The organism is Synechococcus sp. MIT2312, from assembly GCF_059772315.1.
This window is the reverse complement of record NZ_CM186281.1, coordinates 2,033,778-2,055,190: the sequence shown is the minus strand read 5'-3', so window position 1 is coordinate 2,055,190 and position 21,413 is coordinate 2,033,778. Positions and strand designations below refer to the sequence as shown.

Below are 21,413 nucleotides of genomic sequence, written 5' to 3'. Positions count from 1 at the left end.
TCCTATATCGCGAATATCGATGCATCCCCCATTGGGGTGATCTATTCATTCGGTCCTTGGCAAGTTGTGCGTCACCAGATCAGAATTGACCCAGCGGATCACACCTGAATCCACGTCGGCGATCTGGAACAGGTTGTGGATCTTTGGATCACGGGCAGCAAAGCCGAAACTGCCTACTACAGCTCGCATCAGCAGTCAAAGCAGGGCAATGTGCCGAGCAATTAGGCGTTGAGCTCAATGCAGAATTCACTGCACCTTTCGCTATCGCTTAGCGGTGTTGCCGCACTGGCTCTCTCTCATGGCGCTCTGCTGTCTGCTGCTGCTCAAGAGACAGGCAGCGCAGAAGATCTCGGGGTGATGGAGATCAACCTCAAGGATGCAGTCAAATTCAACTGGGGTTTTCAAGGCGCACTGCAAGGAGCAGGAACTCCTAACCAGGCAGGTATCGGTGGGTTTCTGCCAATTGCTGTTGGCGAGAACAGCGTCTTCTTTGCTGATGTGCTGCTCAACGCCAACTTTGCTGATTACGGCGGCACCAGCAGCATCATCAACACCGAGGTTGCTGGCACAACGATCAGCACCTCCACTCGACTGGGCTACCGCTGGCTGAATGGTGATCGCAGCTGGATGTTCGGGGTGAATGCTGGTTACGACAGCCGGCCGATGAATACAGGTAATGCTGATTCAGGTGTCACCCTCTACAACAAGGAAAGTGCTTTCTTCCAGCAAATCGCAGCAGGATTAGAAGCTGTATCGGATACATGGAACTTCAATGCCTATGCCTTGATTCCTGTTGGTGATACAGAGCAGCGCCTCAATAGCCGTTATCTCGGCGGGGCGCTTGATACCTATGGCCTGGATGTTGGTTATTTCATCACCCCTAATCTCAATGCCTCTGTTGGCTACTACTACCAAAGCGGTGATCTAGGAGAAGCAGATGGTTCTGGCGTGCAGGTGGAGCTGGATTATCAGATCGCTGATGGTTTAACTGCTGGCATCAATATTTCCTATGACGAAGCATTTGAAACCAGAGTTTCGGGCAACATAGAGTATCGCTTTGGTAGCAATAATACAGCTGCAGAAACGAAGAAAAAAGCATGGCAAAAGCCAACCATTCAAGCCTTATCTGAAAAGATTAAAAACAGAAATGTTCGCGTTCATGACAAGATTATTAAAAGGAGTCACTGCCATACTCCTGGCAAGATAATACATAATTTTATAACACCATTCGCCAAACAAAGAACATATAATTGCACGAAAAAGAGATACTTCTCCCCACACCTTGGCCGTACCATAACAAGAACTTTCTGGACTTACGCGTACAGGTAAACTCATAAAGTCTAGTACTCCCAAGAATACTATCAAGAGTCTTAAAATTAGCCTATCAATACCTGGCACGATAGAGCTCAGTTGAGCAGTGATAGCCGGGGCTTAAGTGCTAATCAAGACTGCAATCAATTAGCAACTCCTGGCAATACTCCTTCAGCTAGCAGCATCACGCCACAAACCTTGCATTATCAGAGGCTGATGACTATTTCATCTGATCGTGATAAGAGATGAATGGCCTTGCAGCAGGGGGCTTGCCTGGCGTGTCATAGCCTAAACATTGATCTATACAATGATTGACTTGATACCAATATTGAGTCTTAGAAGCAAGATGCTGAACAGTACCAAGCGTTTTAAGCAGCACCATCAAGCTGTCTGCACAGAACTCGACGGTGATGTAGCTTTATTTCAAAGCAACACCTGCGACTATCTTGTTCTCAACGAGACAGGTTCAGCCATTTGGAATGCACTCAAGCTTCAGCCAACACTGCCTGAACTTTGCAAGCATTTAGAGGAGGAATATGAAGTCACTTCAGATGAATGCAAGTCCTCTGTTGAATCTTGGCTGGAGGCTGCCTTGGAGAAGAAAGTGATTGCCGTGGTTGACGATTAAAACGAGAAATGTGTTTTAAGCTTTCTAACCCAAACTTCGCCACCAAGTTGATTGCCTCCAAGCATTTGGAACCCAAGTCGTGCAAAATAACGGCGCATGGACGGTTTCTGTAAGCCAGGATTAATGTTTTCGGATAGTAATACCTTTGCACGATGATCACGTTTCTCGACTTCACGATCAAACCCTTGAAGGAATGCTTGAAAAAGCTGATTAGCCAACCGTTGATAACTTAAGTTTAATGTTAGATGTCGGGCAGCTGGAATGATGTACATCCGTTGAAAGTAAGCATGAGTTCCGAGTCCCAGCGAGTCTTCTAGCTCTCTTAACACAACAAATACAATCCCGATAATCGCACCTGATTGATCACGCGAAATTGCAGCTGGTTGTCGCGATATGGGCTTTTTAAGCGGATCCATTTGCTTTAAGTCATGACTTTTTCTTAATGCAATTCTGAAAGATCTCAATTCTTTTTGATATGAGTTTCCATGCTGGATCCAGAAAGCTCTCAGCTCACGATTCAGCTGATCATTCACCTCTCCAAATACAAATTCAATTCGAGGATCAGTCAACTTCTGGACCCTCGTATTCAAACCGCTTCATCGCCTCAGACAATCCATTTGCGAGACGCTTTCGCTGTTCAATTGATAGCTGCTCTGCTCCTTCTCCTGTACGACCTGAACGAAAGAACCGCTCACAACCGGCAGGTTTTTCTGCAAAGCCATCAACATCTTCTTCCAGCTTCTTGAGTCGATCAATGGAGGTATTTTCGAGTGCCTGATCAATTAGATTTGCGTCATTCGGAAGGCCCAAAAAGGTTGCTAATTCAGTGAATGTTTCTGATCCTTTTGATAACATATCTTCATAGCGCATGATCAAAACTGGTAGTTGAGTTTGATCGACCCATGAGCGCACATGTTGATCCCAGCGGCCCATGTGTTGGCGTACTTGATGGCCGCCAAAGCGTTCCCCTGGCACCAGTGCTGCACTTGGATCAAGCAGGAAGTCAACGCATCGATCCAACGGCCAGGAGAAGAAGTGACTGAGTGACACGGCTACGTCTTCCGGGTGGCGCAGGATATAAACAACACCAGAGCAGCCTGTTGTACTCACCACTGAGCGCCCACGGGAATCAGGCGACTTGAATGCGTCATGCACTTTGTGAAAGCGCTCTCCTTCTGCGAATAGCCATGCACTGGCACCAGCACGTCCGCGCAACGGATCAAGTTCACTAAAACTTAGATCGCAACTATTGATTCCTAATTGATCGTCCAGCCAGAGCCTGGATGAAGCAATCGCTCCAGTTTCAATATCCTGATTAAGGTTGAGTTCTTCTCCAGGATCGTCTCCTGCCAGCCTCATCAATTCAGTAATAAAAACTCTACACCAGGTGTTACCTGATTTTGGATACGAGGCTAGATACCAGTAGCTGTGATCTTCAGTCATTGCTTGCGTCCTCTTCTGTAGCTTCTCTGCGCTGTTGGATCGATTCGGGGTTCATCAAATCCACCTCCTTGAGGCTTTCCGCCATTGCTTTGATTCCATCTGGAACGATCAAGGCATGCAACGGCACCGTTCGAGCCAGTGCAGCTGCCTGCATAAACAGCTGTGCTTCTGCATCCATGCCTCGATACATCCTGGCGTGAAAGGCTTGGTTGCGCAGGCGCATTAAGGCATTTGTTTGTGAAAAATTGCGTGAAGCCTTGAGAGAGATTTTCTCCTTATCATCTTCCGCCTCAGTGTCATTTTCTTTACCCGAATCCTCTCTGGCACGATTTAAGCCATAGACCAACCGCAATGGTGTTGGCTGTGGCATGCAAGTTAAATCTTCAGCCAGCAATGCATAGCGCTTTAGACCCTTCCGTACAGGTGGTAGCTGCGCCCAATTCAGCTCCAAAGCCATAGCGGCGTCATGCCAGAGCTTGAGTTGATGCATCCCTGGCTGAACCAGCCCATCAGGGCTCACGGCAACGAGTTCGCTGCTAAGCAAACGCCAACCGTCTTGAAGCAAACACCAGGCCAGGGTGGACTTACCGGCAGCTGGATGGCCTAACAGCAGAATCGCCTCTCCGTCACGCTCCAGCGCTGTTCCATGCAAAACCAACGTGCCACGCTGGATCGCTAAGGCTCCAAGCCCACTGGTGACAGCAAACGTGCGGATGTCGCGATCGCTGACGCTGTCATCCCAGCGCTGCCATTCCAAACGCTCACCACCAGTGGCACGAAACCAGCCAATGCCTTCAAGTTCGAGGCGCCAATCCTCAAGCGCCAACTGAAGCGTTGGCGTGCTGTGAGGGCTGGGCTGAAGAGCTGGCCACTGGCGGTAATCAGCTTCCACAAGCTCCACCAGCGAATCACTGCCGCTGGCTGCAACGGCAGTTGCTGGCATCAATTCCGGCAACGCCAACGACGGCGACGACAGCAGCATGCCGAAAGCTTGATAGATCCCAGAAGACGCTGCAGGCATCAGCTGACGAGCTGGCGTTGAGAGGTCAATGCTCCCAGCTCTGCGCGATCTAATCCAGCCATCAGAGCCAGCAACAACAGCACGCGCGCTTTCTGGGGACTGAGCCGCCCGGCGGGCAAAAGGCCAAGGCGGGCAAATTGCTCATCACGATGCACCGGCCCAGAACCACAGCGATTCGCCCTGAGCATGAGCGGCAGCGGCCCTGGCCAGTTTTCAAGAGCGCAGCGTTCAAGCGCCGACAATTGGCCAGCACCAGTGCCCGTGAACACCAGACCCCGGACGCCGGCCGAAAGCAGGGCAGGTATCAGGGCCGACGGAGGCTCGACGCAACCATGCAGGATCGCCACCTGGGGCCAGGGCTCGTCAAGCTGAAGCCCTGCGAAGGGAACAGAACGGGCTGGCTGCGCTGGAGGCAGGTGCACGCCCGCATCATCCACCCAACCCAAGGGGCCGAAACCAGGGCTTTCAAAGGCACCAACTCCCTGAGTTGCGACCTTGGTGACCTCGCGAGCTGCATGGATCCAGCCATCCATCACCACAAGCACCCCGTGCCCGCGGGACTCCGGCGCTCTGGCAACTTGCATGGCCTGAAACAGATTGAGCGGACCATCAGCACTGAGGGCCGTGGCCGGACGCATCGCTCCCACCAGCACCACGGGCCGCGGGTCATCGATCAGCAAGTGCAGCAACCAGGCGGTTTCCTCCATGGTGTTGGTGCCATGGGTGATCACCACCCCCGCCAGGTCGGGATCAGCCGCATGAGCCTCACGCAACCGGGTTACAAGCCTTTGCCAATGAGCGAAGGTCAGATCCGCACTGTCGACGTTGGCGATCTGCTCCACCTCAATCTCGGCAAGCTGCTTCAGCTGGGGCACCGACTGCAGCAACTCCTCAGCAGCGATGTCGCCTGCTGAGTAGTGATTCAAGGAGGTCACGTCACTCGCCCGTCCGGCGATGGTGCCACCGGTAGCGAGCAGCAGCAGCTTCGGGAGAGCGGTTACGGGTTCATTCAAGGTTTGGAGGGAAACGACGGTGGCTGAGGTGCTGAGGTGCCTTGTTTCGGTGGCTCAAGCAGGAACGGACCATCAAGCAGCGCGCACTGGGCATAGGGCGACCGAGGGAACCAATCGTTGTTTTTCACCACCAGAGGCAGAGCTGGGGATAACGCTTGGTACTCAGCCAACTCCTTGAAAAACCCCTCCAGCACAAGCCTGCGCTCCTGATCAGGACGCTGCGCCGCAGAAGGACCCAGAACAAGAACCAGAAGAAACACCGAAACGGAAGCACACACCAGTGCTTGATTCAGAGACCGGGCGCTGATTACAGCCCATCCAGACGTGAGTATGAGCATTTGCTCAAGCACGACGGCCATGCAAAACAGCAAGAACGGCAGGACCACCATGCCGGCGTAGACATGAAACACAAATAGGTTTTTCATCACCACCACCCAGATCAATGACGTCAGTCCTGTGCTCCAGAGCAGGAGCTGACGGGGGGAATTGACGGCACACAAGGCTTCGGCTAGAGGAGCACCTATTGGGAACGAATGGGCGGTCAACCGAACAAAACACCAGATCATCAACAGCAGCCCCAACACCGTCAAAAGCGGCAACAGGTATTGACTGATATAAGAGGCCATTTTTGGAAGCGCTGCGCCCAACCAGCGCGTGCGCTCCAAGTGACGTGGTTCAAACCCTTCACCACTCAAAGAGAGACGACGGAATGCCGACTGCAACACCGAGGTCTGCGACCAACTGACCTGGTTAAGTCGCATCTCCCAGAGCACGTTGTAAGCGGTTCCAACCAAAACCGAGCCGAAGGCGAGTGGCACACCAAGCCAAATCGAACCGGACGGCTTGGGGGATCGGAACACGGTCAACGTCAGCGGCAAAATCAGGGAAAAGATCAGTACCACGGCCGAACGGCCAGACAGGGCCGCAACCATCAGCATTCCCCAGTAGCAACGCACATCGGGATGGGGCACCAGCAGCTTGCGCACAACCACCAGCAGCAGCAGTGAATAAGCCAACAGCACCGGCTGATCGAAATGAAACATGCTGCGGTATTGCAACACCACTGGAGCAGCGCCGGTGAGCAGAAGCGCTGCCATCGCAACGGAACGCGAAAAGTACATGGCACGCAACCACCACCACAACGCCACGCCCGTTGCGATGAAGATCAGATTCATCCACTGCCTAGCCGAATACATCCAAGCGGCGGCATCACCGGACCAGGGAGCAAGAACCCAGTGACTGAGCAGGGCAAACGGCAATGGATAGCGATTGAAATAGTCGTACCAGATCTGACCATCAGGTCGAATCGCGGCACACGAAAACCCCACACCCCCAACCACCAGATCGCTGTGCTTGGCAATGGCCAAGGAGTGAAGCGAAACCCAGTTGTAGTGGCCTTTCTGAAAGAAATCCACAATGATTGGCTCAGCGACGAGCAGCGCCAGCGACAGCAACAATCCAAGAGCAAACGGCCAAGAGCGCTGACGAAGTTGAGCCAACCAGCTCCTCATCACATCCGCTCCAGGGTTGCAATCCCAAGCAAGCCCAAACCCAGCTTCAAGGTGTCAGCGGTTAAACGGCACAGTGCCAGTCGTGAGGGCAAAGCTTTTGGCTCTGCCTTGAGCACCGGCACCTGGTCATAGAAGCGATTGAACACCTGGCTGAGCTCGAACAGATAGCTGCAGAGACGATTGGGAAGCAGCTCCTCCTCCACTTCGGCAATCACGGCATCGAACTTGAGAAGTTCACGCACCAGCGCCCACTCCTGAGGCTCACTGAACTGCAGCTGAGCCGTTGAGACATCCAGATCACCACCCTTACGGGCGATGCCGGCGATCCGCACCAGCGCATACAGCAGATAGGGTGCTGTATTTCCCTGCAGGGCCAGCATGCGATCAAACGAGAACTGGTAGTTGGTGATCCGGTTCTGACTGAGATCGGCATATTTCACCGCTGCCAGGCCGACGGTGACGGCCACATGATTGATGAAGTCTTCCGGCTCACTGCGCTCTTCGTCCTGGAGGCGCGAGCGCAGGTCCGCTTCAGCGCGCTCCACCGCCTCATCGAGCAGATCGCGCAGACGCACGGTGTCACCGGCCCGGGTCTTGAGCTTCTTGCCGTCTTCTCCCTGCACCAATCCGAAGGGCACATGCTCCAGGCGGGCACCGCCTGGAATCCAGCCGGCGCGCTCAGCCACCTGGAACACTCCTGCAAAGTGATTGGCCTGACCGGAATCAGTCACGTAGATCACCCGGCGGGCTGCATCACCATCGGGAGCCGCGGCGAACCGGTAGCGAATCGCTGCCAGATCGGTGGTGGCGTAATTGAAGCCTCCATCACTCTTCTGCACAATCACCGGCAGCGGCTTGCCGTCCTTGCCGCTGACCCCTTCCAGAAAGACGCACTCCGCCCCGTCGTCGGTGACCAGCAGACCGACCTGCTTCAGCCCATCGATCACCGCAGGCAGGAAGGGGTTGTAAAACGACTCACCCCGTTCGCTGAGGCGGATGTCGAGCCGGTCGTAGATCTTCTGGAACTCGCGCCGCGACTGGTCACACAGGAGTCCCCAGGCTTTAAGCGACAGAGGATCGCCTCCCTGCAGCTTCACCACCTCTTCACGGGATGTGGTCTGAAACACCTCGTCATCATCAAAGCGCTTCTTCGCTTCCCGGTAGAAGGCCACGAGGTCACCGAGGTCGATGGCATCGGCGGTCTCGAGAGCGTCGGGGGCCACCTGCTTGAGATGGGTGATCAGCATCCCGAACTGGGTTCCCCAGTCGCCCACATGGTTCAGCCGCAACACCGGGTGCCCGCGGAACTCCAGCACCCGAGCCAAGGAGTCGCCGATGATCGTGGAGCGCAGATGGCCCACATGCATCTCCTTGGCGATGTTGGGACTGGAGAAGTCCACCACCACCGGCGCTGAATCCTTGACGGGCGGAACGCCAAGCCGCTCATCACCCAGCCGGAAGGCCACTTCAGCAGCAAGACACTCCGGTCGAATCGTGAGGTTGATGAAGCCAGGCCCGGCAATCTGCGGCTCCAGACACAGCTCGGTGAAGGCCGCATCCGCTTGCAGCTGCTCAACGATGGCCGTCGCGATCTGACGCGGCGCCTGCTTCAGCGGCTTGGCCAGTGGCAGAGCACCGTTGGCCTGAAAGTCGCCGAATTCCGGCTTGCTTGCTGGCGCCAACTGGGGGTCCAGGCCAGCCTCCCCCGCCTCAGACCAGGCCTCGGGGAACGCCCGTTGCATCGCACCGCGCAACTGTGTTTCAAGGACGTTTGCGATGCGGAGCATGGACGGATCAACGGGCTTGGCAAGCCCTGATCATCCCCCGGCAGGTGCGAAACGCATACTCAGATCCAGCCAGCGGCTGCGCGTAACCGGAGCGCTGGTGGAGATCAAATCAATGCCTGTGGCGGCATAGGCACGCAAATCCCCGGGCTGAATTCCGGAGGCTTCCAGAATCACAGCCCCGGAAGCAGTCCGCTCCACCGCCAGCTGGCGCAACCTGGGTACCAGGCTGCTCAGCTGCTCAGGCGTGAACTCATCCAGCAGCACAGCATCGGCTCCGGCAATCACAGCCTTCGAGGCTTCCTGCTCGGTTTCCGCTTCCACAATCACCCTCGCCGGCCATGGAGCGGAAGCCCGCACAGCGGCAATCGCCGCTTCAATGCCACCGGCCCAGGCCAGATGGTTTTCCTTGAGCATGGCGGCATCGTCGAGACCCATTCGGTGATTGACGCCTCCACCCATGCGTACGGCGTACTTCTCAAGTTCACGCAGTCCTGGCGTGGTCTTGCGCGTGTCGGCCAAGCGCACTCCGCTTCCCTGCAGTTCTCTCACCAGGGCCGCTGTGGCCGTGGCGATACCGGAGAGACGCATCGCCAGATTCAGAGCCGTCCGTTCAGCACCCACCAGGGCAGTGGCCTGACCGTCGAGACGTAGCAGGGTGTCGCCGGGTTGCACCACAGCACCATCGACAATCAGACACTCCGCCTCGAGCTGTGGATCCAACAGGCGAAATAACTGCACAGCAAGGCTTCCACCACAGAACACACCGTCCTGCTTGGCGATCCAGGTCGCCTGAGCCCGCCGTCCACTGAGGGCCGGCGCGGTGAGATCGCCGCGGCCAAGATCTTCTGCCAGCCAGTGCTGAAGTTGCGCCTGAAGCCGGGGTGTCGTTAGAGGCTGCTCAACGTTCATCACTGCGGAACCGCCCGCTCATAGGCCTGGATCCATCATGCGGGCACGACGGTGAGGACCAGACCCGCAGCGCTCATTTGCCAACGTCATTTACCAATGCAGAAGCGGGAAAAAATACGATCCAGCACGGATTCCGTGAGCTCTTCCCCCGTGATCTCGCCAAGGCTGTGAATGGCCTCACGCAGGTCAATCGTCCAGAAATCCCAGGGCAGTCCATCGGCGGCAACCTGCTCACTGCGATCAAGGGCAGTGGCCGCCACCCGTGCCAGGTCAGCCTGTCGTTGGTTGAGCGCCAGCAGCAGGGAGCCGTCGCTGAGTGCACCGCAACGCTCCAGAAGAGCCTGCACCAGCTGCGCTTCCCCAACACCCGTAACCGCAGAAAGATGCACATCGGCAGGAGCCGCAAGATCACTGAGATCAGCCTTGTTTCCCACCAGCAGATGGGGCACATCAGCTGGGATCTGCTCACGCAACAGCTGATCCTCAGCGGTCCAGCCGTCAACGAGATCAAACAGAAGCACGACCAGGTCGGCACTGGCCAAAGCGTCGTGACTGCGGGCGATGCCCAGCTGCTCAACGGCATCGTTGGTGCTGCGGATGCCGGCGGTGTCGAGCAGCGTGATCGGAACGCCCTCCAGCACGATTTCGCTTTCCAGCAGGTCTCTTGTGGTGCCGGGCAGATCGGTCACGATGGCTCGCTCCCGCCGACTCAGCAGATTCAGCAGTGAGCTCTTGCCGACGTTGGGCCTGCCGACGAGCGCCACCCGCAGCCCCTGACGAAGGGCGACACTGCACTCCCCATCCTCCACAAGTTGCAGCAGCTCGTCGCGCACCGACTGCAAAGCCTTGAGCAAGGCCTGGCCATCGAGAGCAGGCAGATCCTCCTCAAAATCAACCCGGGCCTCCAGCTCACTGAGCTGATCCAGCAGCCGTTCGCGCAACAGCTGGATCCGGCGCTGTATGCCGCCATCCACACCTGCCATGGCCAACTGCGCTGCACGCTGACTGCGGGCAGCCACCAGATCACCGATCGCCTCAGCGCGCGTGAGATCGAGGCGCCCGTTGAGGACGGCTCTCTGACTGAATTCACCGGGCAATGCACGGCGAATCCCAGGCTGCTCGAGCACACGGGCCATCACCCGCTGCACGGCCATCACGCCGCCATGGCAATGAATTTCCACCACGTCTTCAGCGGTGAAACTGCGGGGGGCCAGCATCAACAGCACCAGCACCTCATCGAGTCGCTCCACTCCATCGGCGGCCATCACATGGCCGTAAAGCACCCGATGGCTCTCCCACAGCTGTGCACCGGGGAAGCAAGTGATCGCGCTCACCGCCCGTTGCGCATCAGGGCCTGACAGGCGAATCACCGCGATGCCGCCCTGGCCGGGCGCCACTGCTGTGGCCACGGCAGCAATCGTTTGCCTCTCCAGGTTGATCTCCTGCATCGCAGTGCTGCAACAGCCCCTACCCCACTCCCTACGATCACATCCTCAATGCCATGCGAGAACCGCCGACACTCCCATGGGCCGGATGCTGAGAAAGGCACATCGACGCCTGCAGAGAGCTCTGCAATGGATCTGGCAACAGGAAGGCACTCCAGGACAGCGCGCCCGTGGACTGGCAGCCGGCATCTTCTGCGGCTGCTTTCCGATCTTTGGCTTGCAGACATTGGTGGGAATCGCCCTGGCCAGTGTGGTGCGCGGGAACCATCTGCTGGCAGCAGCTGGCACCTGGATCAGCAATCCCTTCACCTATCTGCCGCTCTACTGGTTCAACTACCAGATCGGGGCTCTGGTGCTCGGCCATGGTCACGCATGGCCAGGCTTCGACGCCCTTCAGCAGGATGGCTTCGGCCAGTTGGGCTGGAGCGTAATCAGCCGTTTGCTGCTGGGCTCCAGCATCACAGGAGCCGTCTGCGCAGTGTTGGGCTGGTGGCTCAGCCTGCGTTGGCTTTTACAGCAACACCACAAACGCTGAGAGCACTGGCGATCGACTTCAGGTGCCGCTGCTGCGGGCGATATCAATCACATCCGCCATGGAACGAATCTGGAGCATGGTGCGCTGCAGCTGATCTGCACTGGCCAGCTCCAGGCGCAGGTCAATCCGGGCGGGCTTTCCATAGCTGGTCTTCACGCGGGCATCACTGACATTGATGCGTCCATCGGAGAGCCGCATCAGGATGTCCTTGAGGATGCCCACACGATCGATCACCTCAATGCGCAGCTGCGCAGGAAAGCGCTGACTTCTGCTCGCCAAAGCAGGGTTCCAGCGCACAGGCAGTCGTCGTTCGCTCGGAATCGCCTCTACATTGGAGCAATCCTGACGATGAACGGTAATCCCATGGTTGCCGAGGGCAACGGTGCCGAGAATCGACTCTCCAGGAAGGGGACTGCAACAACCACCCAGGCGGTAGTCGAGTCCTTCCACACCGAGGATCGGGTCCTGTTGCTCATGAGTCGGGCGGGGAGTGGTGGTTTCGGCCTGCTGCACCAGCTGGCGAGCGACATCCTCATTGCTGAGCGGCGGCTCCTCGATCGTGGCCTGCAGGCGGATCTCCTCTCTGAGCCGATTGAGCACCTGATGCAGGGTGACGGCTCCGAAGCCGAGGGCAGCAAGCAGGTCTTCAGTGCTCACAAGGTTGCATCGCTCTGCAACTCGCGTCATCGCATCACTGCTGAGCAGAGAGTCGAATCCGCTGCGGCCGAGCTCCCGCTCGAGCAGATCCTTGCCGCGCTCGATCGTTTCATCGCGATGGCTGCGCTTGTACCACTGACGGATGCGATTACGGGCCGTGGGCGTCGCCACGAAGTTGAGCCAGTCGAGGCTGGGATGCGCCGTCTTGCTCGTGAGCACATTCACAAAATCACCGTTCTGAAGCGGCGTCGACAGTGGAGAGAGTCGATCGTTAATGCGCACGCCATGGCAGTGATTACCCACTTCCGAGTGAATGCGATAGGCAAAATCCACGGCCGTCGACCCCTTGCGCAAACCCAGCACGTCACCTTTGGGGGTGAAGACGAACACCTCTTCATCGAAGAGATCTTCCTTAATCGAGGCAAGGTAGTCGTTGTGGTCGTCAGCTCCACCCTCCTGCTGCCAATCAACCAGCTGCCGCAACCAGTTGAAGCGTTCCGTGTCTCCACCAGCGGCTGGTGAACCACCCTCCTTGTATTTCCAGTGCGCGGCAATTCCGAACTCCGCGACCCGGTGCATGTCCAGTGTTCGGATCTGCACTTCGATCGGACGGTGACGTCCGATCACAGCCGTGTGCAACGACTGGTAGCCATTGGGCTTGGGCAGACCGATGTAGTCCTTGAAGCGCCCGGGAATCGGACGGAAGGTGTCATGAACAACCGCCAGAGCCCGATAACAAGCCTCAACGCTGGGGGTGAGGATCCTCAGGGCCGCCACGTCGTAGATCTCGTGGAAGGCTTTTTGCTGCCTCTGCATCTTGGTCCAGATGCCGAAGAGGTGCTTGGGCCGGCCGCTCACTTCACAGTTCTCAAGGCCGACAGCTGCCAGTCGATCACTGAGCAACTGAACGGTGACTCCTAAGCGTTCCTCGCGTTCGCTGCGCTTGGTCGCAACTTCCTGCTGAATCTCCCTGAAGGCATCCGGCTCGAGCAACTTGAAGGACAGATCCTCCAGCTCCCATTTGAAGCGACCGATGCCAAGCCGATTGGCCAGAGGTGCATAAATCTCCCGTGTTTCCCGGGCGATGCGCTGGCGCTTTTCCTCCCGCAACGCCCCCAGCGTGCGCATGTTGTGCAACCGGTCTGCGAGCTTCACCAGAACAACTCGAATGTCGCTGGCCATCGCCAGAAACATCTTGCGCAGGTTTTCAGCCTGAGCCTCGGTGCGATTGGTGAAGTGAAGACCTCCAAGCTTGGTGACTCCTTCCACCAGTTCCCGGACCTCCGGTCCGAAATGACTCTCCAGCTGCTCCGGAGTGACGTCCGTGTCCTCCACCACATCGTGGAGGAAGCCTGCAGCGATCACACTCGCGCTGGCACCGATGTCCCTGAGCAGATCAGCCACCGCCACCGGATGAACGATGTAGGGGTCCCCACTGGCTCGGAACTGGCCCTCGTGCAGCTGAAAGGCGAAATCGAAGGCCGCAGCGAGCAGAGCCTCTGAATCGGTGGGGCAGCTATGACCAATCCCTGGCGGCACATGATCGATGCACTCACGCAACCAGGCAGGCAGATCGATGCCGTAATCGTCGGCTGAGCGGATGGGCCGATCTCTCAGAGCCACCAGACCACAAGCCGGTGCAGCGGATCCGTTTCGGATCTGCACTGCAACCGTCTCGGAGGTGGCGTTGAGCATCCGACCCGACAGGTGAATCCATGGTATGTAGCCATGAGCACCTGCGCTTCGATTGCCATGACAACCGCGCCAGGGTCTGTCCTGGAACTCGAACAATTTCGGCTCCGTTACCCAGGAAACCAGACGTGGACCCTCGATGGGCTTGACCTGCGTCTGCATCCCGGCGAACGCCTTGCCCTGGTCGGTCCCTCGGGCTGCGGCAAGAGCACCGTGGCCAGGGCAGCGCTGCAACTGCTGCCCCCAGGCAGCAGTTGCGAAGGAAGCCTGAGCCTGAACGGTCACGATCCCCGCAACCTCAGCCTTGCCGATCTGAGGAGATTGCGCGGTGAGTCGGTGGGACTGGTCTTTCAGGATCCGATGACACGCCTGAATCCGCTGATCACCGTGGGTGGCCACCTGCTGGACACCCTGAGCGCCCATCGGCCAGGCATGAACCATGCAGAACGTCTCCAGAGGGCCGAAGAGCTGCTGGAGCAGGTGGGCATCGGCGCCACTCGCTTCCGCGCTTACCCGCATGAATTCAGCGGCGGCATGCGCCAGCGCCTGGCCATCGCCCTGGCCATCGCCCTGAGTCCACCCCTGGTGATCGCGGACGAACCCACCACAAGCCTGGATGTGGCTGTGGCAGGTCAGGTGATGGCTGCTCTGAGAGCGCTGTGCGAGGAACTTGGCAGTGCTCTGTTGCTGATCACCCACGACCTGGCCATGGCCCATCGCTGGTGTGAACGCATGGCTGTGCTGGACGGCGGTCGCGTCGTGGAGATCAACCGCAGTGATGTGGTCCTGACCTATCCCAGCTCCAGAGTGGGACAACGCCTACTCAGCGCTGCCCGCGCTCGTGAAGGGGGCAGCACCCCTGAAGCACCCGACGCCGACACGGTGCTGGCTGTGCAGGAACTGCGCTGCTGGCACAACCTGGGTGGTCCACCCTGGAATCCAACCTGGCTGAAGGCGGTTGACGGCATCAGCTTCCAGTTGCGAGCTGGTGAAACGCTCGGAGTGGTGGGAGGTTCTGGCTGTGGCAAAAGCACCCTCTGCCGTGCCCTGATGGGACTCACGCCGATTCGTGGCGGCAGGGTGCAGCTCCTCGGCAAGGATCTGCTGAGGCTGCGGGGACGTGAAGCGCGCCAGGCACGGCGCACTCTTCAGATGGTGTTCCAGGACCCCCTGGCCTGCCTGAATCCAGCTATGTCGGTGATCGACGCCATCATCGATCCCCTGCGCATCCACAACCTGGCCTCACCAGCGGCAGCTCGAGAACAAGGCCGTCAGCTGATTGAGCGGGTGGGGCTTGTACCCGCCGATCGTTATCAAAACCGTCTTCCCCGACAGCTGTCCGGGGGCCAGCAGCAACGGGTGGCCATCGCCAGAGCCCTGGCCCTGAAACCGAAGGTGCTGATCTGTGATGAGAGCGTGAGCATGCTGGATGCTGAAATCCAGGCCGAGGTTCTGGCCCTGCTTCGCCAGCTGCAGCAGGAGCTCGGGCTGGCCATGGTTTTCATCACCCACGACCTTTCAGTGGCCAGTGGCTTCTGCCATCGACTGATCGTGCTCAACAAAGGGCATGTCGTGGAGGAGGGGCCTGGCGACCGACTGCTGCATCAACCGCAGGCCGAGATCACGCGAACACTCGTCGAAGCCTGTCCGCGCCTCCCCAACTGAAACCATTGGAACAAAGTGAAACCAGTCCAATGATCACGCCAGGCAGTTAATTCCGAGTTCTAGACATCAGACAAAATCGCCAATAAGAATTTCACAGAAAAAAAATTAAGTCCAGTCGCTTGACCACAGCGCGTCGATTCAAAAACCAAGAGCCGACATGACAGCAAGCCGAAATACATCCGACAAAACAAAGCCCGAGCCAAGCAACAGCAACGCAAACGACGGCTTTTATTTTGGTTGCCAGAGCATCAAATCCTTCATTTGAAGGATGGAAGGAACCAAGCATTTAAGGCTGAATAGGAGAACGACGGATCGGAAAAAGGTCGAACCAAGTCAGATTCAGACACACTCTGAACCGGATGAGTTCTATCTGAATCACATCCCGTCGCTGCACTGAATCTGTACCTCTCATTCATGCCATGACGCCATCTGAGTCACTGCAGGTCTCAATCGGTGGGGACATTTGGTGGGGCGGCTTCACTGCCGACCTGGCCATCACCAATTCAAGTGATCAAGCACTGGAAGACTGGACCATCAGCTTCACCAGTCGCCATCAACTCGATCCCAATGCCTGGGGAGTCGCTCTCGAAAGCGAATCCCTGGGTAACGGACTGACGCGTTACGCCCTCACAGGAGCGGATTGGGGCAGTCGCATTCCAGCAGGAGCAACCATCAATGTTGGCTTCAACGGTTCACAGGGCAGTGACCTTGGACGCGACGGCAGCCTGACCGAACAGATGCTGGTTTCAGAGGCTGACTTGAACACCAGCACCAGCACAGACACCAATCCCGACTCCGCCATGACCATGGCTGGGACGCCGATCAGCGAAACAGCCATGGGTCAAACGTCCATGGAGCAAACATCCATGGAGCAAACAGCCATGGAGCAAACAGCCATGGGCGAACTGTCGGTGAACGCTGCCGGAATGGGCGACCAGGCCGGCCACGATCACTCCATGCATCAGCACGCCGCCACAGCAGGGAATTACACGGATATCAACAGCTGGGGAAATTTCCATGGCTCGAATCACAATTCCGAGCACAACGAGCTGGTCGGAGGGCGAACAGCTATCACCACCGAGGCCTTGGAGGCCTACAACGGCCTGCGGGCTTTCGCAGGACTTGATGCTGTTGGCGTTGAAGCGGTTGGCGAATGGGCTTTTGCCAACGGCCTGACCAACAATTCACAAGCCTGGGGTAATGACACCAAGGGGGTCGGCCTTTGGTATGCCATGCAGGGAGCCAAGGTGGGCTGGATTGCAGATCAGGCCTATGACCCTCAGATCCTCGCGGACATCCAACGAACAGCACGACTGGGATCCCAAGACGACGTCATGGGAGTGGTCCGTGAGTTTGGCCACGAGGGATTTGCCGACTACATCGAGCAATCCGGGCTGAGAGACAACTTCATTAACACCTTGAAAATGGAGCCCCACTACGGAGGCTGGATGCATGGCCGCACCCATGGATTTTTAGACATTGAAGGTGTGGCGATTGCCCATGACATCAATCACCTCACGGTTCTGGGCTGGGATCAGGAGCAACCCTTCATGAATGACACCTTTGACTGGCCGCAATGGCCGGCACTGGATGTTTCTGACCCCACGGTGATCAACTACTACCAGGGAATTGTTTCGCTGGGTAATCCACTCGCTCAGAATCTGGAGGCGCTGCCAAATCCTGGATCCATCAATCCTGAGCCTCAACCCGTTCCTTTGCCAGGACCCATTCTCCCCGCTCCACAGCCTGACGAGACTGATCTTCTGACAGGCGAACCTCTCGATGTTGAAGTGAGTGGCGATCTCTGGTGGGGCGGATTCACTGCCTCGCTCACGGTGACGAATCAGAGCGAACAGCAACTTGACAACTGGTCGGTGAGCTTCAACAGCAACCACAGGTTTTATGGCGAATCCTGGGGCGTCGACGTGGCAACTGAGCAACTTGATGGAGAGCTCTATCGCTACGAACTCTCCGGCGCGGATTGGGGCTCATCGATTGGAGCAGGTCAGTCCATGACGGTGGGATTCAATGCGCTCGCAGGCACGGATCTGGGCCGGAGCGGAGCGCTGAGCGAAGCCATGTTGCTGGCAGCAGGCAGCGAAATCGCACCGCTCTGAGCACGACAATCAAGCTGAAAAAGTCAGATGCCTGAATCATCCTTGGCGGTGCCGAATGGATGACTCAGGCCCCTGAAGCAGGCGATCACAGCAGAAAGCGCATCGTGGATTTGACTAGGAACCACTGCGATGTGGCCTGTGATGTCGAGACGACTTGGAACCGCCCTGATCCTGAGCCTGGGCACCCTCTGGGCTTGTGCGATGGGCGGCCTTCATCAGCCGTCGCATGCCAACAATGAGATCGCGGATACTCAGGATCCTGTGGACGTGATCTGGTTTCCCAATCCTCCCTATGCCGTCAACCGCAAAGGCGTGCCCGCAGGGTTTGAGATCGATCTGTGGCGCATGATCGCCGAAACACGCCAGATCCCTTATCGCATTCGCAAGGCGGACAGCTTTGAAGACTTACTGGAAGCCATCCAAACCAACCAAGCTGATCTGGCTATTTCCGGTGTTCTGATCAACGAAAATCGCAGCAAACAATTCCGGTTTTCCTTTCCCACTGCCAGCAGTGATCTGAAGATCTACACCCTGGACAACCAGGAAGCCGCCGCCATCAAAATGCTGCGCATTTTGTTATCGAAGCAGGTGTTGTTGATCTTCCTTGGACTGATACTGATCGCCTGCATCTTCGCGTTACCGGTTTGGTTCGTGGAGCGGAAAAGGCCTGATCTTGCGGACAAGCGTAAGCGGCACCAACTGATCTTCATCCTTCAAAAAACCCTGCTGCTCTCAACAGATCACACACGCCATACCCGTACCCGTTTGATCTCCATCGGCTCCCTATTTGCGAGGGTTCTGCTCACTGCCTATTTCACGTCGTTCATCCTGAAAATCGCCACCAGCGAAACGAACGCGAACACTGGAAATCAAATGGAAGACCTCAACTTCGAAATCCTGAAGAACAGTACATTTGCCGCCATCCCTGGATATATCCAAACGTCAATCCTGAAAAGCAATGGTGCAAAAACTGTGGATTGCGACGTTGCAGAAACCTGTATCGGCCTCCTGCAGTCAAGGAAGGCCGATGCGATTCTCGACGACATGCTGACAATGCGTTCAGCCTTGAAAACGATGCCTCCAGAGCCGAAGGTGACACCAGCATCGGAGAAACTCATGACCCTGTTCATGGCTTTCGCCATCTCCGACCAATTCGGCAAGGATCCCCGATCCCGCATGATCAATGACGGCATTGCGCGCAGCTATTACGACGGCAGTCACGCCAAGTTGAGTCGAATCTGGTTACTGGAATAAATCAATCCATTGAAACATCAGGACAGCGCAAAACTCACCACTACGATTGATTGATAGCATTCAATCAATCTGCAAAGAATCCAGAGCAAATATAAAGTTACTGACTCCAATTCACGACAACCAACGACACGCGTTCAGCATTGAAACTGTTGCTTCAATCATTAAATCTCAATCAAATGCGTCTCCTGAGCACCATCAGTAATTTCTCCATCACCGGCGGAAGTGGAGATTCAAAAAGCATGCGCTCACGGCTGATCGGGTGATCAAGGCCGAGTTGAAAGGCATGCAGCGCCTGGCCCGGCAACTCAATCGGCAATTTGCGGCAGCGGCTGTAAGTGGGATCGCCCACCACCGGGTGATTCATGTGCGCGCAATGCACCCGGATCTGGTGGGTGCGACCGGTATCAAGTTTGAAACGCAGCAGCGAATAATCGCCGAGTCGCTCCTCCAGGTTCCAGTGCGTGCAGGCATGACGGCCATTGTCCCCACTGACAACCGCATATTTCTTGCGGTCGACCGGATGACGACCGATCGCTCCCACAATCGTGCCGCTGTCTCCTGTGGGCACACCATGCACCACCGCCAGATACTCGCGTGAAGCGATGCGTTTCTGGATCTGACTCTGCAGTCGCACCAGAGCCTCCTGACTCTTGGCAATCACGATGCAACCGGTGGTGTCCTTATCGAGCCGGTGCACGATTCCAGGTCGCAGCTTGCCGCTGATCCCGGGCAGGTCAGGGCAGTGATGCAGCAACCCGTTCACCAGCGTGCCGTCTTTGTTGCCAGGTGCCGGATGCACCGTGAGACCGGCCGGTTTGTTGATCACGATCAGATGCTCATCCTCAAAGAGCACATCCAGATCCATCGGTTGCGGCTTCAGATAGGGCAACGGCTCCGGCGGTGGCATCCAGAGCTGCACCTCATCGCCCTGACGCAGCGGCGTCTTGGCCTTGCCGGTCTTGCCGTTCACACGCACATAACCGGCATCAATGAACTTCTGAATGCGGGCGCGGCTCTGCTCGGTGCGCTGACTCACCAGCCAACGGTCCAACCGCATCGGCAGCGGCTTGGGATAGGTGAGCGACAGCAACTCCCCCTCGCCCTCACCAAACCCATCGGTGAACGTTTCTTCCGGCAGCGGCGGGCGGCTCCAGGCAGGGCTCATCCCGGCAACTCCAAAGCGATGCTGCCCAACGCCGACTTACGAAAGTCATCAAGCAACCTCTGAGCCATCCTCGCTGTATCTGAAGAGGTATGGCGCTGGGCCACGGCCTCAAGCCAGAGGGCCGGGTCTTCGGTTTCACCGGACAAAGCCGTGCCATAACGCCCTTGCAACACAGCAAGCGCCACACCGGAAGACGGCTGCTGCTGCAGGCCGATCAGCAAGCGCAGAAACGCCTGGGCAACCAGTTCACCGTCGTAAGCGGCCTGGCCGATGTCATCACAAAGAGCCAGGTGCAACGCCGCCTGCTGGTCATCAAGCCTGGGCGGCAACACTCCCGGCGCATCGAGCAGGTCGATGTCCTGGCCAAGTCGCACCCAGCGCAGGGTGCGGGTGACACCAGCTCGGCGGGCACTGGCGACCACCTTCTGTTTCACCAGCCTGTTGATCAGCGCTGATTTCCCCACATTGGGAAAGCCCAGGGTGAGTGCCCGTACCGGCCTGGGGCGCATGCCCCTATTCCGCCGCCGTTCGTTCAGCTGATCGCCGGCACGAATCGCCGCCTGCTGCACCTGTTTGACCCCGGTGCCGGCCTTGGCATCACACCAGACCGTGCGCTGGCCCTGGCCCTTGAACCAGGCTTCCCAGAGGGTTCGCGCCTCTGCTGTGACCATGTCGCGCCGGTTGATCACCAGCAGATGCTGTTTGCCCTTGATCCAGCGGCTGAGGTGGGGATGGCCGGTGGCCAGAGGGATGCGTGCATCACGCACCTCGATCACCAGATCCACCTTGTCGAGATTGCGACGGAGTTGCTGTTCCGCCTTGGCGATGTGGCCCGGGTACCACTGAATCGGTGGTGAACTCACGGCACCACCAACACAGGGCAGGGAGCCAGCTGGATCACCCGCGCAGCTGTGCTGCCGCTTTCGGCCTCCAAATTCACACCCCTGGTTCCCATCACGATCACATCCACATTCAACTCATCCGCCACATCGCAGATCACGAAAGCAGGTTTGCCTTCGCGTTCGATCTGCTCGCAGGCCACACCCGACTGTTCAAAACGTTCCCGGGTGCGGCTCAGCAAGGTGGCAACCGCGTCATGGTCATGCATCTCCGGCCGTTCAGGCTGCAGCACCGACAGCAGCAGCACACGACTGCCGTGAGTGCGGGCGAGTTCCAGGGCCTTGCCGGCGGTCTCAAGAGCTTCACGGCTCTGATCGATCGGAAACAGAACGGTCTCGAACATGCACACGCCCTCCGGTC

General features: G+C 57.4%; 18 protein-coding genes and 1 pseudogene. 6 read left to right on the top strand and 13 right to left on the bottom strand.

Annotation, left to right across the window (positions count from 1 at the left end):
- Positions 1 to 45: 45 nt before the first annotated feature.
- A pseudogene (locus AC6EI9_RS11305) lies at positions 46 to 156 on the bottom strand (DUF3104 domain-containing protein); the annotation flags it as partial.
- An 81-nt stretch (positions 157 to 237) separates the two neighbouring features.
- Here AC6EI9_RS11305 and AC6EI9_RS11300 point away from each other — a divergent pair.
- Together AC6EI9_RS11300 and AC6EI9_RS11295 are read left to right on the top strand one after the other, a co-directional pair.
- Positions 238 to 1,329 carry a carbamoyl-phosphate synthase gene (locus AC6EI9_RS11300; RefSeq protein ID WP_498467852.1) on the top strand — a complete coding sequence of 364 codons (1,092 nt, stop codon included), beginning with the start codon at positions 238 to 240 and terminating at the stop codon, positions 1,327 to 1,329.
- Positions 1,330 to 1,657: 328 nt separating this feature from the next.
- On the top strand, positions 1,658 to 1,939 hold the full coding sequence (locus AC6EI9_RS11295) for a PqqD family protein (RefSeq protein WP_498467851.1): 282 nt from the start codon (positions 1,658 to 1,660) through the stop codon (positions 1,937 to 1,939).
- Here the strand turns inward: AC6EI9_RS11295 and AC6EI9_RS11290 are convergent.
- From AC6EI9_RS11290 to mnmE, 8 genes are all read right to left on the bottom strand, one after another.
- The gene (locus AC6EI9_RS11290) at positions 1,936 to 2,508 is read right to left on the bottom strand and encodes a hypothetical protein (RefSeq protein WP_498467850.1); all 573 of its coding nucleotides are present in this window, start codon (positions 2,506 to 2,508) and stop codon (positions 1,936 to 1,938) included. The genes AC6EI9_RS11295 and AC6EI9_RS11290 overlap by 4 nt on opposite strands.
- Positions 2,501 to 3,382: a sulfotransferase domain-containing protein gene (locus AC6EI9_RS11285; protein ID WP_498467849.1), complete on the bottom strand. Its 882-nt coding sequence runs from the start codon at positions 3,380 to 3,382 to the stop codon at positions 2,501 to 2,503. Before AC6EI9_RS11285 ends, AC6EI9_RS11290 begins: the two co-directional genes overlap by 8 nt.
- Positions 3,375 to 4,403 (bottom strand): hypothetical protein, encoded by a 1,029-nt coding sequence (locus tag AC6EI9_RS11280; RefSeq protein WP_498467848.1) that lies wholly within the window; start codon positions 4,401 to 4,403, stop codon positions 3,375 to 3,377. Before AC6EI9_RS11280 ends, AC6EI9_RS11285 begins: the two co-directional genes overlap by 8 nt.
- The gene (locus AC6EI9_RS11275; RefSeq protein ID WP_498467847.1) at positions 4,403 to 5,416 is read right to left on the bottom strand and encodes an asparaginase; all 1,014 of its coding nucleotides are present in this window, start codon (positions 5,414 to 5,416) and stop codon (positions 4,403 to 4,405) included. The genes AC6EI9_RS11280 and AC6EI9_RS11275 overlap by 1 nt, the downstream gene beginning before the upstream one ends.
- Positions 5,413 to 6,927: a hypothetical protein gene (locus AC6EI9_RS11270; protein ID WP_498467846.1), complete on the bottom strand. Its 1,515-nt coding sequence runs from the start codon at positions 6,925 to 6,927 to the stop codon at positions 5,413 to 5,415. Before AC6EI9_RS11270 ends, AC6EI9_RS11275 begins: the two co-directional genes overlap by 4 nt.
- Positions 6,927 to 8,714, bottom strand: a complete 1,788-nt coding sequence (argS, locus tag AC6EI9_RS11265) for an arginine--tRNA ligase (protein ID WP_498467845.1) — start codon at positions 8,712 to 8,714, stop codon at positions 6,927 to 6,929. The genes AC6EI9_RS11270 and argS overlap by 1 nt, the downstream gene beginning before the upstream one ends.
- A 30-nt stretch (positions 8,715 to 8,744) precedes the next feature.
- Positions 8,745 to 9,623, bottom strand: a complete 879-nt coding sequence (gene nadC / locus AC6EI9_RS11260) for a carboxylating nicotinate-nucleotide diphosphorylase (RefSeq protein ID WP_498467844.1) — start codon at positions 9,621 to 9,623, stop codon at positions 8,745 to 8,747.
- 86 nt (positions 9,624 to 9,709) lie between these two features.
- Entirely contained in the window at positions 9,710 to 11,071 is a 1,362-nt protein-coding gene (gene mnmE, locus AC6EI9_RS11255; RefSeq protein ID WP_498467843.1) for a tRNA uridine-5-carboxymethylaminomethyl(34) synthesis GTPase MnmE, read from the bottom strand.
- 76 nt (positions 11,072 to 11,147) lie between these two features.
- Here mnmE and AC6EI9_RS11250 point away from each other — a divergent pair, with 76 nt between their 5' ends.
- Positions 11,148 to 11,603, top strand: a complete 456-nt coding sequence (locus AC6EI9_RS11250) for a DUF2062 domain-containing protein (protein WP_498467842.1) — start codon at positions 11,148 to 11,150, stop codon at positions 11,601 to 11,603.
- An 18-nt stretch (positions 11,604 to 11,621) separates the two neighbouring features.
- On the opposite strand, the gene AC6EI9_RS11245 is transcribed toward AC6EI9_RS11250, so the two are convergent.
- Complete coding sequence (locus tag AC6EI9_RS11245) at positions 11,622 to 13,955, bottom strand: RelA/SpoT family protein (protein ID WP_498467841.1); 2,334 nt, start codon at positions 13,953 to 13,955, stop codon at positions 11,622 to 11,624.
- Positions 13,956 to 14,012: 57 nt separating this feature from the next.
- Here AC6EI9_RS11245 and AC6EI9_RS11240 point away from each other — a divergent pair, with 57 nt between their 5' ends.
- The 3 genes from AC6EI9_RS11240 (at position 14,013) to AC6EI9_RS11230 (ending at position 18,988) form a co-directional block, all read left to right on the top strand.
- Complete coding sequence (locus tag AC6EI9_RS11240; RefSeq protein ID WP_498467840.1) at positions 14,013 to 15,617, top strand: ABC transporter ATP-binding protein; 1,605 nt, start codon at positions 14,013 to 14,015, stop codon at positions 15,615 to 15,617.
- Positions 15,618 to 16,036: 419 nt separating this feature from the next.
- Positions 16,037 to 17,734 carry a cellulose binding domain-containing protein gene (locus AC6EI9_RS11235; protein ID WP_498467839.1) on the top strand — a complete coding sequence of 566 codons (1,698 nt, stop codon included), beginning with the start codon at positions 16,037 to 16,039 and terminating at the stop codon, positions 17,732 to 17,734.
- A 141-nt stretch (positions 17,735 to 17,875) separates the two neighbouring features.
- Positions 17,876 to 18,988 carry a transporter substrate-binding domain-containing protein gene (locus AC6EI9_RS11230; RefSeq protein ID WP_498467838.1) on the top strand — a complete coding sequence of 371 codons (1,113 nt, stop codon included), beginning with the start codon at positions 17,876 to 17,878 and terminating at the stop codon, positions 18,986 to 18,988.
- 172 nt (positions 18,989 to 19,160) lie between these two features.
- Here AC6EI9_RS11230 and AC6EI9_RS11225 read toward each other — a convergent pair whose 3' ends face one another.
- Genes AC6EI9_RS11225 through AC6EI9_RS11215 form a run of 3 tightly spaced genes read right to left on the bottom strand, consistent with a single transcriptional unit; the run spans position 19,161 to position 21,396 of the window.
- Positions 19,161 to 20,153 carry an RluA family pseudouridine synthase gene (locus AC6EI9_RS11225; protein ID WP_498467837.1) on the bottom strand — a complete coding sequence of 331 codons (993 nt, stop codon included), beginning with the start codon at positions 20,151 to 20,153 and terminating at the stop codon, positions 19,161 to 19,163.
- A complete protein-coding gene (ylqF, locus tag AC6EI9_RS11220; RefSeq protein WP_498467836.1) occupies positions 20,150 to 21,016 on the bottom strand; it encodes a ribosome biogenesis GTPase YlqF in 867 nt (288 codons plus the stop codon). Before ylqF ends, AC6EI9_RS11225 begins: the two co-directional genes overlap by 4 nt.
- Positions 21,013 to 21,396 carry a universal stress protein gene (locus AC6EI9_RS11215; protein WP_498467835.1) on the bottom strand — a complete coding sequence of 128 codons (384 nt, stop codon included), beginning with the start codon at positions 21,394 to 21,396 and terminating at the stop codon, positions 21,013 to 21,015. The genes ylqF and AC6EI9_RS11215 overlap by 4 nt, the downstream gene beginning before the upstream one ends.
- Positions 21,397 to 21,413: the final 17 nt, after the last annotated feature.

What these genes read in the sequence shown, in the direction of transcription:
- AC6EI9_RS11295 (WP_498467851.1), top strand. Translation starts at nt 1,658, where the DNA reads ATGCTGAACAGTACCAAGCGTTTTAAGCAGCACCATCAAGCTGTCTGC.
- AC6EI9_RS11215 (WP_498467835.1), bottom strand. Translation starts at nt 21,396, where the DNA reads ATGTTCGAGACCGTTCTGTTTCCGATCGATCAGAGCCGTGAAGCTCTT.
- AC6EI9_RS11235 (WP_498467839.1), top strand. Translation starts at nt 16,037, where the DNA reads ATGACGCCATCTGAGTCACTGCAGGTCTCAATCGGTGGGGACATTTGG.
- AC6EI9_RS11280 (WP_498467848.1), bottom strand. Translation starts at nt 4,403, where the DNA reads ATGCCTGCAGCGTCTTCTGGGATCTATCAAGCTTTCGGCATGCTGCTG.
- AC6EI9_RS11245 (WP_498467841.1), bottom strand. Translation starts at nt 13,955, where the DNA reads ATGCTCAACGCCACCTCCGAGACGGTTGCAGTGCAGATCCGAAACGGA.
- AC6EI9_RS11250 (WP_498467842.1), top strand. Translation starts at nt 11,148, where the DNA reads ATGGGCCGGATGCTGAGAAAGGCACATCGACGCCTGCAGAGAGCTCTG.
- AC6EI9_RS11270 (WP_498467846.1), bottom strand. Translation starts at nt 6,927, where the DNA reads ATGAGGAGCTGGTTGGCTCAACTTCGTCAGCGCTCTTGGCCGTTTGCT.
- AC6EI9_RS11225 (WP_498467837.1), bottom strand. Translation starts at nt 20,153, where the DNA reads ATGAGCCCTGCCTGGAGCCGCCCGCCGCTGCCGGAAGAAACGTTCACC.
- mnmE (WP_498467843.1), bottom strand. Translation starts at nt 11,071, where the DNA reads ATGCAGGAGATCAACCTGGAGAGGCAAACGATTGCTGCCGTGGCCACA.
- AC6EI9_RS11240 (WP_498467840.1), top strand. Translation starts at nt 14,013, where the DNA reads ATGACAACCGCGCCAGGGTCTGTCCTGGAACTCGAACAATTTCGGCTC.
- nadC (WP_498467844.1), bottom strand. Translation starts at nt 9,623, where the DNA reads ATGAACGTTGAGCAGCCTCTAACGACACCCCGGCTTCAGGCGCAACTT.
- AC6EI9_RS11230 (WP_498467838.1), top strand. Translation starts at nt 17,876, where the DNA reads ATGTCGAGACGACTTGGAACCGCCCTGATCCTGAGCCTGGGCACCCTC.
- AC6EI9_RS11285 (WP_498467849.1), bottom strand. Translation starts at nt 3,382, where the DNA reads ATGACTGAAGATCACAGCTACTGGTATCTAGCCTCGTATCCAAAATCA.
- AC6EI9_RS11300 (WP_498467852.1), top strand. Translation starts at nt 238, where the DNA reads ATGCAGAATTCACTGCACCTTTCGCTATCGCTTAGCGGTGTTGCCGCA.
- argS (WP_498467845.1), bottom strand. Translation starts at nt 8,714, where the DNA reads ATGCTCCGCATCGCAAACGTCCTTGAAACACAGTTGCGCGGTGCGATG.